Here is a 12766-nt window from a genome sequence, read left to right as displayed (position 1 = left end):
TTGGTTAAGCAGGTTTTCGGCTTACCAGCGAAATTTATCCCAGTTTTCCGGATTAGCCCAAAATTTGGAGTTAAACCAGTCTGGCACGTGCTTATAGGTTAAAATATTAAACTGCCACAGCGCAAAATCGGCCTCATGTGTGGTCTTGTCAATCAGCTGGGTAAATCCTAAAGCTCTCAATAACTTTTCATTTTGCAGCCGGCTGATCACCACCAGCCGTTTGGCAAACAAATCACGTAATTTCACCAGAATTTGACTCATGATCTGTTCAGACAAATGTTCTGTTTCTGCAGTATCCAGCATCACCACAGCCAAGTCATAACGTTGCTGAAAAGGCAGATTTAAAAAGTCAGATACGCTAAAATAGGACCATTGAATAGCTGGCTGAAACTGGACTTGGCTCAAGTCCTGCCCAATACAAATAGCAGTATGAATTGGCTGTTCCTGTGCGAAATCGTCTAGCATTGAAGTAATGACATTCTGCTCAGCCATAACTGCATCCTTATGATTTAAGTGAGTAATTTTTATGGAACTTCAGGGCATTTGTCATAAAATGCACGTCGGCCTCAAGGACCTTAGTGTAACTGATCAACAGATACAGCGGGCAAATGTTGAATATAAATTAATTTTAGATCGTGCAGAAATTGATCTTCCGTTTAATTTAGGCCAAGAAATCGAGATTGAATGGACCGGTAATATTTACTGCGTGTCTTGTGGCAACAAAACTTCCAAATCATTTTCGCAAGGTCACTGTTTTAAATGTTTTAAAACCAATGCTTCATGTGATATGTGCATCATGAAACCAGAGACTTGCCATTATCATTTGGGCACTTGCCGCGAAGATGAGTTTGCACAGAATGTCTGCTTTCAGCCACATATTGTCTATTTGGCCAATTCTAGCGCATTAAAGGTCGGTATTACCCGTACCAGCCAAATGCCGACCCGCTGGCTTGATCAGGGCGCGACCCAAGCCCTGCCGATTATGAAAGTGGGCTCACGTCGTCTTTCTGGAAAGCTTGAGGTCATGTTTGGTACTCAGGTTGCTGATAAGACTGACTGGCGCAAGCTGCTCAAAGGTGAAGCAGAACCATTGAATCTGATTGAAGTGCGTGAACAACTTTTAGAAGAATTCGCGCCTAAAATTCAAAGCATTCGTGAAGAATTTAATCAGAATCTAGAATTTAATGAAAATATTGAAGTATTGGAAGATGAATTCGCACGAGAATTTATTTATCCGGTAGAACAATATCCAGAAAAGATTAAATCGCATAATCTGGATAAAACTCTTGTCATTCGTGGCAAATTACAAGGCATCAAGGGTCAGTATTTAATTCTGGATACTGGCGTAATTAATATGCGCAAATATACCGGTTATGAACTGATTATTCGTGCTGAATAATTAAAAAAGGGAGCAAATGCTCCCTTTTTTATCCAATAATATTAATCTGATCAAATAGCTGCTGTTGTATAAGCTGTGAATTAATATTTTGGTCGGCAAAATAAGGGACTTCGAAGCTTTCTTCTCGTGCTTCCACCACAATCGGCTCAATGAGTGAAACTGATGTAGTCGGCCTTTCTATATCTTGTAGGAGCAATGTTAAATCAACCTGAATATCTTGATGATCATTTTCTAAACTTGCAGATTCTTCATCTTGCTCAATCGCTGTAGTAAGAATATCCTCAATAGAAGCATGTTGCTCCACGTTTAATGGAAAATTAATTTTTGCTAATGAAATAGTTTCACTACGCTGGCCTGCTGCATTCTCCGAATATAAAGTCAAGAAGCCACCTTGTGCAATTGGATTTTCTATACTCCACTCACCCTTTGCATTTGCATAAGTCACATATTCCTGACTATCAGCAAGAATCACAATTTTACCGTAAGGCATTGCCTCGCCAGTAAGCTGTTCGCCATTTTCCAAAATAGTAGGGACAACTGGCTCAAACAAGATGTAACTTGGCTGTTCTGGCTCTATAACAGGTAATTCCGGCTCAGGAAATACCACAGGAATCGCCAATGCAATGATGTTAGATCGAATACCTAAATCATTTACCGCATAAATCTCTAAAGTTCCTCCTTGTGCAATTGGGTTGAGTAACGACCAATTCCCCTGACCATCAACACTGGTTGAATATTCATAATCATTTGCCATCACAATAATCTGCGTATGAGGGGTTGCTTTACCTGATAGATATTCACCCTGCTCTAAAATCACTGGGGTAATAGGTGCCCAATCTGGAAATACCGGAATTTCAGGAAGTGGTGCCATACCAGAAATAATAGGTGGAGACTCTTCTCCAAGTTCATTACGAGCAAATACTTATATAAAAGTACCCGGCACAATCGGATTTAGAAGTATCCATTGCCCATTTGCATCAGCTTCGGTGTTATATTCAACACCATTATGCCTAACCACCACCGTCACATGTGGATCAGCCGTACCGACTAAATAATCACCCTCTTGAGAAAACACAGGTATACTCGGAGGTAGTGGTGCTATTTGCGCTAATCCAATTTCTAAGGAAACAATTCCTTTTGCATTTACAGCAACAATCGTCACTGAGCCAGTGCCTGAGATAGGATTATTCAGTGACCAACTTCCCTGCGCATCAGCAGTAGTTTGATATTGCTGACCATTATAAGTTGCAATAATAGTAACAAACGGATCGGCTATACCAACAATTTGGCTACCAAACTCCGTTACCTCAGGCGTAGAAGGTTTGAGAATAATTGCAGTTTCATCGCGAACATAACCTTTCCCCGGTTTATTTGGTTCATGACCTTTTCCAGGTTTATTTGGTTGTGGGTGATAGTGAGGTGATTTAACGACCTGCGCATGCTGCGGAACAGGATTAAAATACGATATTTTTTTCATTATATGCCTTATCATTTTTTATTTATGCTGAATGGATATAGACTGGATTACAGCCTAAAATAATTATATATCAGATATTTAATATTATTACCTATAAAACTATAAGTTTTAGAAAATAAAAAACCAGCCCGCAGGCTGGTTTTTTATACAACAATTTTATTTGATTTTTGCCTGAGATTTCAGGTAACGCGTATAGTCATCAAATTCCTGCTGACCACGAAGTTGTTGATATAACTTCACCAACTCACTGCGTTGTTCTGCACTCAATACATCTACCGGGTTCTTCTTCACTTCTGATACCGCAACCACAACCAGCTCATTTGGCATTTTCGCTGTTGTCACTGACCAATGGCCTGCTTTTGGTGTCGGAAGACTAAAAGCCGCACGCTGTACATCACGTTTTAGCAAACCTTCAGCACGTGTGTAAACACCAGCATCTTCAAAGATCAAATCACCTTTCGCCACTGCCGCAGCCGGTTTGGTTTTGAACTCATCCAAAGCTTTCTGAATTTTTGCTTTTGCCAAAGCAGCTGCTTTGTCTTCAATCAACTGAGCCTTAACACGCGGTTTTGCTTCTGCCAGTGTTTGTTCGCCAGCAGCATGATAATTACGCACCTTGATCCAGGCTACATCACCATTGGCCAACTGAATGCTTGATGAAGCATTACGATCACCATTTTTAACATCGTCATTAAACAGTTTAACCTTGAGGTTAGCATCGCTCAGCACTGGATCACGAGTCGAAAGTTTTACTCCTTGGGCTTTCTGGACTTGTACACCTTTAACTTCCTGTGTAACGACATCCAGAGAATCACTTCCTACTACCATATCATTTAGCGTATTGACCGTATCAGAGAATGCATTGGATTTTTTAGCAGCCAAGGCTTCTTCAGACAAACGTGCTTTTTGTGACTCAAAAGAAGGAACCGCAACATCTGGCGTTTGCACAGAAATAATGTGGTATCCATAATCTGTTTTCACCGGTGCAGAAACCTGACCTGATTTTAAAGAATTAACCGTCTGGTCAAATGCAGTGCCAAATACACCTTCTTCATAGACAGCAAGCGCACCACCTTTAGACTTAGATTCAGGATCTTCAGAATATTGTGCTGCAGCTTGAGCAAAAGTGGTACCGGCTTTAATTTTGGCTGCAATCTCGGTCGCCAGTTTTTTCGCTTCAGCATCACTACGACTGTCCGCCGTAATTAAAATATGCTTCACATCTGGTTTAACTGCCTGTTTTTGTGTCGCGACAAAAGCCGTGTACGCTTCCTGAAGCTCAGCATCTGTAACCGCTAAGCTCTGCACCTGAATATCGCTTGGCTTTAACACCACATAGTCGACATCTACACTGGTCGGCTGTTTAAATAGCGTTTTGTGTTTTTCATAATAAGCAGCAATATCTGCATCCGTCACTTTGACATCTTTTTTATAGCTGTCCAGATTAATGCTGGAAATATGAATATGACGTTGTTCAGTTTGTAAATCGGCAATCTGCTGCATTTCGACTGGGCTCACCAGTGGATAATCCAGGAAAGTTGATGACAGCATCTTCAGCGCATGATCTTTACGTAAACTTTCAATCAAAGCACGATTAGTCATGCCAATTGATTTCAGATAATTTTCATATAAAGCATTCGAGAACTTGCCATCTTGCTGGAAAGTAGGCTGCTGAGCAATCATCTGTTCAATTTGCTGGTCACTCAGACTGATCCCTAATTCTTCAGCCTGTTGCAGCAATAAAGTACGTGCAACCAGAGTATCCATGGCTTTCTGGTCAATAAAGCTTTGATTCAGTAAAGTTTCATCCCCATTGGCATAACTGAGATATTGTTCTTTAAATGATTTGGTCAGTGACTCTAATTCTTTTTGAGATATTTCAGTCCCGTTCACTGATTTTGCTGCATCAGAGTTTCCGCTGCTAAAATATCCTTCAATACCTACAAGTGCTAACGGGGTCAAAAACAGAACGAGCAAGACTTTGCCCAACCAACCCTTAATAACTTTACGAAAAGCTTCCATAAGTATTCCAATATTTTATTTGCAAAGGATTTTAACCGAAAATACCCATTGAATGAATGTGTTAATCATCACAATTAAATTTATCAATAAAAAACGCGCCAAAAAAGGCGCGTTTCGTCGCTGGGTAAGCTTAAGCTACAGCGTCTTTTAAGCCTTTACCTGCTTTGAAGCTAGGTACTTTGCTTGCTTTGATCTCAAGAGTAGCACCAGTTTGTGGGTTACGGCCAGTACGTGCAGCGCGTTCTTTCACACCGAAAGTACCAAAACCCACTAAAGTTACTGTATCACCCGATTTTAAAGCTTCAGTAACAGAAGCAATTGTAGCATCTAAAGCTTTACCTGCGTCAGCCTTAGATAATCCCCCTTTTTCTGCAATTGCATCAATTAATTCTGATTTATTCATGAAGATTACGTCCTCTTAATATCGTTTATTTAAGGTTCAAGAATTGGTTTAACATGCCATAACGCCTTTATAGCAATGCTTTAGGTATAAACGCAATACTTAAGAACCTCTTTTTTTTCAAAAAATATGCGAAAAAAACATTGAATAATAAATAAAGTCATTTTATTTAAGTTTTTTCGACAATTCTTCTTTCATTTTTTCTTGTTCCGCAGTCAACTCATCAACCTTGGCATGCAACTGAAGAATTAAACGTTCCAAATACTGTACATCCTTCAGTGTGACTAATCCTATACGATTCAATGAGTGATGAACAGAGTTGTCGATTAATTTTTCCACTTTGTCTTTGGTATCTGTGACCGACTCTTTGGCCTTTTCTGAAACCTTCTCTACAGTTTGATCGGCAATATCTGCAGTTTTAGATTCAAGTTCTTCCCCGACCTTGACCAGCGAGTCAAACAGTTTGTTGCCTTCTTCTTCTGCACGTGAAAAAGCTCCCAGTCCAGCCAGCCAGATCTGTTTGGTGTATTTACGAAAATCAAGAACCGATTTGCGCTCCGAGGCAGATTTAGACTTGGGTTTCAGCATTTTCTCATTCGAAGCTTCAGCTGAGTCTTGTGCTGTTTTTGACTTGTCCATGTGCACGGCTCCTGTTTGTTTTCTGCGCAATTATTATAAATTCTTCTACAAAACCACTGCATAATAGCAAATTTAGTACTTGATAGATTTGATAAACTGTTCTACAAAGCAATTTATTTCAAGTCTAATTTGATTTAACCCTGAAATCTCTTCACAGGCAGGAAGCTTTTTCACTTTATATTTCAGGTAAGGATTGGTTGTATATGAGCGAATCGCAACAAAGTCAAAATCAACCGCATTTGTTGCTTACGATGACGTTAATTGTTTTAGAGACAATATTTACCTTCATTCTCAAGCATGATCATGTCGTTGCATTACAGGCCAAAAAGTTTGTAGATGAAAACATCTCGGTTAAAATCAATAGCTATATTCCGTATTTCGACTTTTATGTGCAATTCACCCCGAATGGACTGTTATTTGACCATAAAGCACCGGGGCGTATTGTCGACCTGGATGTGCGTACTACACTGCCCGATCTGATTAAAATTTTCATTTTTGGTAATCGTCGTAGCATTCGCAGCATGCGCATTGATGGTCATCAAGTTTTAAAAGATGAGTTTCGTGATCTGTTAACCGTATTCAGTTTGCCAAAAGTACTAGCCGACTGGAAACACTGGCTGTCTGATGCGCCGACGGATGATGCGGAAATTATTGCTTCTAAAAAGCGTATTGCGCCGCTTTTAAAGAAAATTGAAGAGCAGCGTTCCAAGATCAATACCCTGGAAGTGGAAGTCAAACAGTATAAAAACCGCCTAAAACGGATCGAACGCCGTCAAAAGCGTATTAATATCATTTTCGGCCTGAGCAGCGTACTTTTGATTACGTTATTAGTATATAATTGGCTGAGCATGTAAATCTTTCATTCTCCAAAAATTAAATCCCACTAAGGTCTACTAAAAATAACTTGACTAATTTAGTCGGGATTCATAAAATCTACACATCTAGTCTAACCATGTGTATCGAATCATGCGCCTAACCACTCGCGGTCGCTACGCTGTGACTGCTCTACTTGATCTAGCTTTGCAGCCTTCTGAAAAAACGATAACGCTTGCTGAAATTGCAGCACGTCAAACTATTTCTGTTGCTTATCTTGAGCAGTTATTTGCGAAGCTCAAGCGTCATGGTTTAGTTTCTAGTGTTCGTGGCGCAAATGGTGGTTACCATTTAGCACGTAATGCAGATGAAATTACTGTGTTAGCAATTATTGAAGCTGTAAACGAAACAGTTGATGCGACTCGCTGTGACCATAAAGGCAATTGCCAGAATGGCGCGATGTGCTTGACTCATGATTTATGGCAGGAACTCTCCCATCACATCGCCGATTATTTAGAAAAAATCTCGCTTGCTGATCTGGTTGCACGTGACAACGTCCAGACTGTGTCATTACGCCAAAAATCAGCACCTTTAGATTCAGCCCTTTTATCGGTTACAGGTATTTGACATGAAACGTCCGATTTATCTTGATTATGCAGCTACAACTCCTGTAGATCCTCAGGTTGCTGAACGTATGATGGAATGCTTAACATTCGATGGTACCTTTGGTAATGCGGCATCTCGTTCACACGCGTATGGTTGGCAAGCAGAAGAAAAAGTTGAATATGCACGTGAACAAGTTGCGAATTTAATTAAAGCTGATCCACGTGAAATCGTATGGACTTCGGGTGCGACCGAGTCAGACAACCTTGCGCTTAAAGGTGTGGCTCATTTCTATGCATCTAAAGGTAAACATATCGTTACCTCTAAAATCGAACATAAGGCAGTTTTAGATACCTGTCGTGAGCTTGAGTCTGAAGGTTTTGAAATTACCTATATTGAGCCGCAACCTCAAACCGGTTTAATTACTCCAGAAATGGTACAAGCAGCAATCCGTCCAGATACGATTCTTGTTTCCCTGATGATGGTGAACAATGAAATCGGCACAGTGACTGATGTTGCGGCGATTGGTGAAATCACTCGCGCCAACAAGATTTTCTTCCACGTCGATGCAGCTCAGGCAGCGGGTAAAGTTGAAATTGATCTTTCAACTTTAAAAGTAGACTTGATGAGCTTCTCTGCGCACAAGATCTATGGCCCTAAAGGTATTGGCGCACTGTTTGTACGTCGTAGCCCACGTGTACGCCTTAAAGCTGAAATGCATGGTGGCGGCCATGAACGTGGTATGCGTTCAGGTACCCTTGCGACTCACCAGATTGTAGGTATGGGTGAAGCATTTGAACTTGCAGGTAAAAACCTGGAAGCTGAACAAACTCGTTTACGTGTACTTCGCGACAAGCTATGGAATGGTTTACAAGGCCTTGAACAAGTATTCCTGAACGGCCATCCAACACAAAACGTTGCGAACTACTTAAACATTAGCTTCAACTTCGTTGAAGGCGAATCATTGATGATGGCATTGAAAGATGCTGCGGTATCTTCAGGTTCGGCATGTACATCTGCAACACTTGAACCATCTTATGTACTTCGTGCATTGGGTCTTTCAGACGAACTTGCACACAGTTCGATCCGCTTCAGCTTTGGTAAATACACTACTGAAGAAGATATCGATCACGTATTGACTATCACTAAAGCTGCTGTTGAGAAGTTACGTGAACTTTCTCCGCTTTGGGATATGTATAAGGAAGGTATTGACCTTTCTAAAGTTGAGTGGGCTGAGCACTAATTTTCATCCTGAGATAGTGACAAATCCGTTGCTATCTCATTGAGAAAAGTTTTTTTACCCCCATATTTAATACTAAGGCTGACCCCGAGGTTTGGAGAAGCAACATGGCTTATAGCGAAAAAGTAATTGATCATTACGAAAACCCTCGTAATGTTGGCGTTTTAGACAAAAATGCTGAAAACGTTGGTACTGGTATGGTTGGTGCGCCAGCATGTGGTGACGTGATGCGTTTACAGATTCAAGTAAATGACGAAGGCGTGATTGAAGAAGCACGTTTTAAAACTTATGGTTGTGGTTCTGCCATTGCATCAAGTTCACTTGTAACTGAATGGCTCAAAGGTAAAACTTTAGATCAAGCTCAAGCGATCAAGAACATTGATATTGCAACTGAACTTGCACTTCCACCAGTAAAAGTACACTGCTCTGTTCTTGCTGAAGATGCAATCAAAGCAGCTGTAGAAGACTACCGTAGCAAGAAAGTTAAAGCTTAATTGTTCCACTTTTTGAAATTTTAACGGAGTTTTCATGATCCATTTAACTGAAAATGCTGCAACTCATATCAGCAATTATTTAAAAAATCGCGGTAAGGGTGAAGGCATTCGCGTTGGTGTGAAAACTTCAGGCTGTTCTGGTCTGGCCTATGTGCTCGAGTTCGTCGATGAAGTCGATGCACATGATCAAGCCTTTGAGCAGTTTGGGGTTAAAGTATTCGTTGACCCGAAAAGTCTGGTTTATCTTGAAGGTATGGAGATGGACTATGTTAAAAACGGCTTGAACGAAGGCTTCGAATTTAACAACCCCAACAAAAAAGGCGAATGCGGTTGTGGTGAATCCTTCACTGTATAAACCCGACAGTTATTCTCTTTTGACATTAAAACAGTGTGTTTCACACTGTTTTAATTGCATTTATACAGTTATTTTTGCACATTAATCGCGGATCCCATCTCCCATGAATCATTTTGAGTTGTTCAACCTTCCTGTAGCACTCGATATTGATTTAGCGGCTTTAAAGACTGAATTTTTAAAGTTGCAGCAACAATATCACCCAGATAAAGCTGAAGACAAAGATCAAGCTCTGATTAAATCAAGTGATATCAATCAGGCATTTAAAGCTTTGTCAGCGGTCGATAGCCGTGCAGCGTATTTACTGTCTCTCAAGAAACAGGATTATCACTTAGATCAGTCGATCAGTGATTTTGAATTCTTGCAGGACGCTCTGGAAATTCGTGAACAACTTGACGATGCAACTTCTGCTGAAGATTTAACTTCACTAAAAGTCGAAGTCCAGCAATGGATTGAAGGCTTAGTTCGCGAGTTCAAAATTGATTATGCGGATGAAGACTGGGCCGAAGCACGCGATACAGTGCGCAAACTACGCTTCTTCGTTAAAGTCATGGCCGATATCGACAAAGCGGAAGACCGCTTCCTGGACGATGACAGCTTTGATCTTGATGATGATTTCTAATTTTTAGTATTTAATATTTAACGTGCAAAGGATGTAACACTATGGCTCTCTTGCAAATTGCAGAACCAGGTCAATCAAGTGCACCACATGAACACCGCATTGCGATTGGTATCGATTTAGGCACCACCCACTCTTTGGTTGCCACGGTTCTTTCAGGTAAAGCCAAAGTACTTAATGACGAACAAGGTCGTGTGCTACTTCCTTCTATCGTGCATTATGCAGAACAACAGACTCAATACGGCAATGAAGCTGCGCCTTTCATTACTACTGACCCCAAAAACACCATCGTTTCTGTAAAACGTTTTATGGGTCGCTCGAAAGCTGACATCAAATTCCAGCATCCTTATGCGTTGGTTGGTGAAGCGAATGAAATGCCGGCTTTTGAAACCGCACAAGGCCGTAAGACGCCGGTTGAGATTTCTGCAGAAATTTTAAAGCAGTTGAAAGACCGCGCTGAAGCCAGTCTGCAAAATCCGGTCAATGGTGCCGTTATTACTGTTCCGGCCTACTTTGATGAAGCACAGCGTCAGGCAACCCGTGATGCTGCTCAACTTGCTGGCTTGAATGTTTTACGTTTGTTGAATGAGCCAACCGCTGCTGCTGTTGCTTATGGTCTCGATCAGGAAAGCAACTTAAGTACAGATCGCAACTATGTGATCTACGACTTGGGTGGTGGTACCTTTGACGTTTCGATTCTGCGTTTTAGTCAAGGTGTGTTTGAAGTTCTGGCAACCGGTGGCCACACTGCCCTCGGTGGTGATGACCTAGATCGTTTGATCCTGAAATGGGCCAAGAAACAACTGAATATTGACACCTTGAATGATGCAGAATATGCACATTTTGTGGTTGCAGCACGTAAAGCCAAAGAAGCTTTGTCTGATGCAGATTCAGTTCAACTCAAATTGCTTGATCAGGTATTGACGCTTGACCGTCCGACATTTGAAGAGATCATTAAAGTTGCTTTGGATAAGACCATCAGCGTATGTAAGCGTGTGATGCGTGATGCCAAGCTTGAACTGGATGACATTCAAAATGTCGTTTTGGTCGGTGGCTCAACCCGTTCTTATGCAGTACAAAAAGCCGTGCGTGAAGTATTCAATCAAGAACCACTATGCACTATTAATCCGGATGAAGTGGTTGCGATTGGCGCATCAATTACTGCGAACCAATTGATTGGCAACTCAACTGATGGCTCATTACTATTAGACGTGACGCCTCTGTCTCTTGGTCTTGAAACCATGGGCGGACTGGTTGAACGATTAATTTCGCGTAATACTGCGATTCCAGTCGCTCGTCGTCAGGAATTTACGACTTATCAAGATGGCCAGACTGCCATGTTGATTCATGTGGTTCAAGGTGAACGTGATCTGGTTGAGCATTGCCGTAGTTTAGGGCGTTTTGTCCTGCATGGCATTCCACCAATGACTGCCGGTCAGGCACGTATTGAAGTGACGTTCCAGGTCGATGCAGATGGCTTGCTGACTGTATCTGCCAAAGAAACCACCTCTGGCGTGACGGCTCAAATCGATATCAAACCATCTTATGGTTTATCGGGTGAAGATACTGAACGTCTGTTGCTAGACGGTTATAAGTTCGCTGAAGAAGATAAGAATCTTCGTCATTTGAATGAAACCAAAGTGGAAGCACAGCGTGAGCTGGAAGCACTGGTTCAGGCACTCAAAGCGGATGCCGGTCTGTTGACTGAAGATCAACTTGCAGCACTGCAAACTGCGCAAGCACAACTTGAAACTCAGCTTCAGGGTTCAGATATCAAAGCGATTGAAGCTGCCGTTGAACAGCTTAAAATACATAGTGATGCTTTTGCAGCAGCACGTATGAATCAACATATTGATGCAGCTCTTAAGGGCACTAAACTCGACGACTGGTCAAACTCAAACTAATTTAAGGTAACGACTATGCCACGTATTAAAGTTCTTCCACATGCGCAGATTTGCCCCGAAGGTGCTGAGTTTGAAGTCGAACAAAATGCCAATCTTTGCGAAAGCCTGCTAAAAAATGGCATTAAAATCGAACATGCTTGCGATATGTCAGCAGCGTGTACCACCTGCCATGTAGTGGTACGCAAAGGTTTTGACAGCCTGGAAGAAATGGATGATGTTGAAGCTGACTTACTCGATCGTGCCTGGGGTTTAGAACCTGATTCACGTCTTTCTTGTCAGGTTAAACTGGACGATGAAGATCTGGAAATTGAAATTCCAAAATACACCATTAACCATGCGTCAGAAAATCACTAAGATTTTCGTTGCAGGCTAAAATAAAAAACCACGCTCAGGCGTGGTTTTTTCTATTCTTAGATTCTCAAATGAAGTGCAACAGAGATTAAATTATTGGAAGGAAGCAAGATGAGCTAGCATTTTGCTTCCGACCGACCAAAGTCAAAGTTGCATCATGAACTATACTCATCTTACCCAAGAAGAAAGATATCAGATTTATACATTATTACGTGAAGGTTTTTCTAAACGTCATATCGCTTGGAGACTGAATCGTTCACCTTCAACCATTTCTAGAGAAATCAAACGTAATCGAGCGAGAAATGGCTATTTTGCTAAACATGCCAATAAAGTAGCTCGAAGACGGCATTGTCCTAACCCTAAAAGAATTCCTTGTGAAATGTGGACACATGTCATCTCTTATCTTGATCTTCAATGGAGTCCTGAACAGATCGCTTCTTGTGTTGCAGTCAG

The 12766-nt window shown here is 41.3% G+C and carries 16 protein-coding genes; 10 read left to right on the top strand and 6 right to left on the bottom strand.

Going from position 1 to position 12766, the window contains the following annotated elements:
- Positions 1–21: 21 nt before the first annotated feature.
- The gene (locus tag ACIG3F_RS11785; protein WP_004279801.1) at positions 22–492 is read right to left on the bottom strand and encodes a DUF6231 family protein; all 471 of its coding nucleotides are present in this window, start codon (positions 490–492) and stop codon (positions 22–24) included.
- Between the two features lie 34 nt (positions 493–526).
- On the opposite strand from ACIG3F_RS11785, the gene ACIG3F_RS11780 reads away from it, so the two are divergent.
- Positions 527–1399, top strand: a complete 873-nt coding sequence (locus ACIG3F_RS11780) for a DUF2797 domain-containing protein (protein WP_396470120.1) — start codon at positions 527–529, stop codon at positions 1397–1399.
- A 28-nt stretch (positions 1400–1427) separates the two neighbouring features.
- Here the strand turns inward: ACIG3F_RS11780 and ACIG3F_RS11775 are convergent, their stop codons facing one another.
- From ACIG3F_RS11775 to ACIG3F_RS11755, 5 genes are all read right to left on the bottom strand, one after another.
- Positions 1428–2270: a hypothetical protein gene (locus ACIG3F_RS11775; protein ID WP_396470119.1), complete on the bottom strand. Its 843-nt coding sequence runs from the start codon at positions 2268–2270 to the stop codon at positions 1428–1430.
- Positions 2271–2321: 51 nt separating this feature from the next.
- Positions 2322–2876, bottom strand: a complete 555-nt coding sequence (locus tag ACIG3F_RS11770; protein ID WP_396470118.1) for a hypothetical protein — start codon at positions 2874–2876, stop codon at positions 2322–2324.
- 156 nt (positions 2877–3032) lie between these two features.
- Positions 3033–4898 carry a SurA N-terminal domain-containing protein gene (locus ACIG3F_RS11765; RefSeq protein WP_213687206.1) on the bottom strand — a complete coding sequence of 622 codons (1866 nt, stop codon included), beginning with the start codon at positions 4896–4898 and terminating at the stop codon, positions 3033–3035.
- 130 nt (positions 4899–5028) lie between these two features.
- On the bottom strand, positions 5029–5301 hold the full coding sequence (locus tag ACIG3F_RS11760; protein ID WP_004279807.1) for an HU family DNA-binding protein: 273 nt from the start codon (positions 5299–5301) through the stop codon (positions 5029–5031).
- Positions 5302–5463: 162 nt separating this feature from the next.
- Positions 5464–5937 carry a phasin family protein gene (locus tag ACIG3F_RS11755; RefSeq protein ID WP_396470117.1) on the bottom strand — a complete coding sequence of 158 codons (474 nt, stop codon included), beginning with the start codon at positions 5935–5937 and terminating at the stop codon, positions 5464–5466.
- A 203-nt stretch (positions 5938–6140) separates the two neighbouring features.
- Between ACIG3F_RS11755 and ACIG3F_RS11750 the strand changes: the two genes are divergently transcribed.
- The 9 genes from ACIG3F_RS11750 to ACIG3F_RS11710 all read left to right on the top strand — a co-directional run.
- Positions 6141–6791 carry a hypothetical protein gene (locus ACIG3F_RS11750; RefSeq protein WP_396470116.1) on the top strand — a complete coding sequence of 217 codons (651 nt, stop codon included), beginning with the start codon at positions 6141–6143 and terminating at the stop codon, positions 6789–6791.
- A gap of 112 nt (positions 6792–6903) precedes the next feature.
- Entirely contained in the window at positions 6904–7377 is a 474-nt protein-coding gene (locus ACIG3F_RS11745; protein WP_004279811.1) for an Rrf2 family transcriptional regulator, read from the top strand.
- Between the two features lies 1 nt (position 7378).
- Positions 7379–8596 (top strand): IscS subfamily cysteine desulfurase, encoded by a 1218-nt coding sequence (locus ACIG3F_RS11740; RefSeq protein WP_004279813.1) that lies wholly within the window; start codon positions 7379–7381, stop codon positions 8594–8596.
- 104 nt (positions 8597–8700) lie between these two features.
- A complete protein-coding gene (gene iscU / locus ACIG3F_RS11735) occupies positions 8701–9087 on the top strand; it encodes a Fe-S cluster assembly scaffold IscU (RefSeq protein ID WP_004279815.1) in 387 nt (128 codons plus the stop codon).
- A gap of 34 nt (positions 9088–9121) precedes the next feature.
- Positions 9122–9442 carry an iron-sulfur cluster assembly protein IscA gene (iscA, locus tag ACIG3F_RS11730; protein ID WP_005107159.1) on the top strand — a complete coding sequence of 107 codons (321 nt, stop codon included), beginning with the start codon at positions 9122–9124 and terminating at the stop codon, positions 9440–9442.
- 103 nt (positions 9443–9545) lie between these two features.
- Positions 9546–10061, top strand: a complete 516-nt coding sequence (gene hscB, locus ACIG3F_RS11725; protein WP_005107161.1) for a Fe-S protein assembly co-chaperone HscB — start codon at positions 9546–9548, stop codon at positions 10059–10061.
- Between the two features lie 41 nt (positions 10062–10102).
- Positions 10103–11962, top strand: a complete 1860-nt coding sequence (gene hscA, locus ACIG3F_RS11720) for a Fe-S protein assembly chaperone HscA (RefSeq protein ID WP_253147137.1) — start codon at positions 10103–10105, stop codon at positions 11960–11962.
- Positions 11963–11977: 15 nt separating this feature from the next.
- Positions 11978–12316, top strand: a complete 339-nt coding sequence (gene fdx, locus ACIG3F_RS11715) for an ISC system 2Fe-2S type ferredoxin (RefSeq protein WP_004279821.1) — start codon at positions 11978–11980, stop codon at positions 12314–12316.
- A 154-nt stretch (positions 12317–12470) separates the two neighbouring features.
- The coding region (locus ACIG3F_RS11710) for a transposase (protein ID WP_396470115.1) at positions 12471–12766 on the top strand (296 nt) is incomplete at its 3' end.

This window comes from Acinetobacter sp. NPDC052428 (genome assembly GCF_044547685.1).
GTDB classification, from domain to species: domain Bacteria; phylum Pseudomonadota; class Gammaproteobacteria; order Pseudomonadales; family Moraxellaceae; genus Acinetobacter; species Acinetobacter lwoffii_G.
The sequence above is the reverse complement of the archived record's forward strand: the minus strand, read 5'-3'. Positions and strand labels throughout refer to the sequence as shown.

What these genes read in the sequence shown, in the direction of transcription:
- ACIG3F_RS11785 (WP_004279801.1), bottom strand. Translation starts at nt 492, where the DNA reads ATGGCTGAGCAGAATGTCATTACTTCAATGCTAGACGATTTCGCACAG.
- ACIG3F_RS11780 (WP_396470120.1), top strand. Translation starts at nt 527, where the DNA reads ATGGAACTTCAGGGCATTTGTCATAAAATGCACGTCGGCCTCAAGGAC.
- ACIG3F_RS11775 (WP_396470119.1), bottom strand. Translation starts at nt 2,270, where the DNA reads ATGGCACCACTTCCTGAAATTCCGGTATTTCCAGATTGGGCACCTATT.
- ACIG3F_RS11770 (WP_396470118.1), bottom strand. Translation starts at nt 2,876, where the DNA reads ATGAAAAAAATATCGTATTTTAATCCTGTTCCGCAGCATGCGCAGGTC.
- ACIG3F_RS11765 (WP_213687206.1), bottom strand. Translation starts at nt 4,898, where the DNA reads ATGGAAGCTTTTCGTAAAGTTATTAAGGGTTGGTTGGGCAAAGTCTTG.
- ACIG3F_RS11760 (WP_004279807.1), bottom strand. Translation starts at nt 5,301, where the DNA reads ATGAATAAATCAGAATTAATTGATGCAATTGCAGAAAAAGGGGGATTA.
- ACIG3F_RS11755 (WP_396470117.1), bottom strand. Translation starts at nt 5,937, where the DNA reads ATGGACAAGTCAAAAACAGCACAAGACTCAGCTGAAGCTTCGAATGAG.
- ACIG3F_RS11750 (WP_396470116.1), top strand. Translation starts at nt 6,141, where the DNA reads ATGAGCGAATCGCAACAAAGTCAAAATCAACCGCATTTGTTGCTTACG.
- ACIG3F_RS11745 (WP_004279811.1), top strand. Translation starts at nt 6,904, where the DNA reads ATGCGCCTAACCACTCGCGGTCGCTACGCTGTGACTGCTCTACTTGAT.
- ACIG3F_RS11740 (WP_004279813.1), top strand. Translation starts at nt 7,379, where the DNA reads ATGAAACGTCCGATTTATCTTGATTATGCAGCTACAACTCCTGTAGAT.
- iscU (WP_004279815.1), top strand. Translation starts at nt 8,701, where the DNA reads ATGGCTTATAGCGAAAAAGTAATTGATCATTACGAAAACCCTCGTAAT.
- iscA (WP_005107159.1), top strand. Translation starts at nt 9,122, where the DNA reads ATGATCCATTTAACTGAAAATGCTGCAACTCATATCAGCAATTATTTA.
- hscB (WP_005107161.1), top strand. Translation starts at nt 9,546, where the DNA reads ATGAATCATTTTGAGTTGTTCAACCTTCCTGTAGCACTCGATATTGAT.
- hscA (WP_253147137.1), top strand. Translation starts at nt 10,103, where the DNA reads ATGGCTCTCTTGCAAATTGCAGAACCAGGTCAATCAAGTGCACCACAT.
- fdx (WP_004279821.1), top strand. Translation starts at nt 11,978, where the DNA reads ATGCCACGTATTAAAGTTCTTCCACATGCGCAGATTTGCCCCGAAGGT.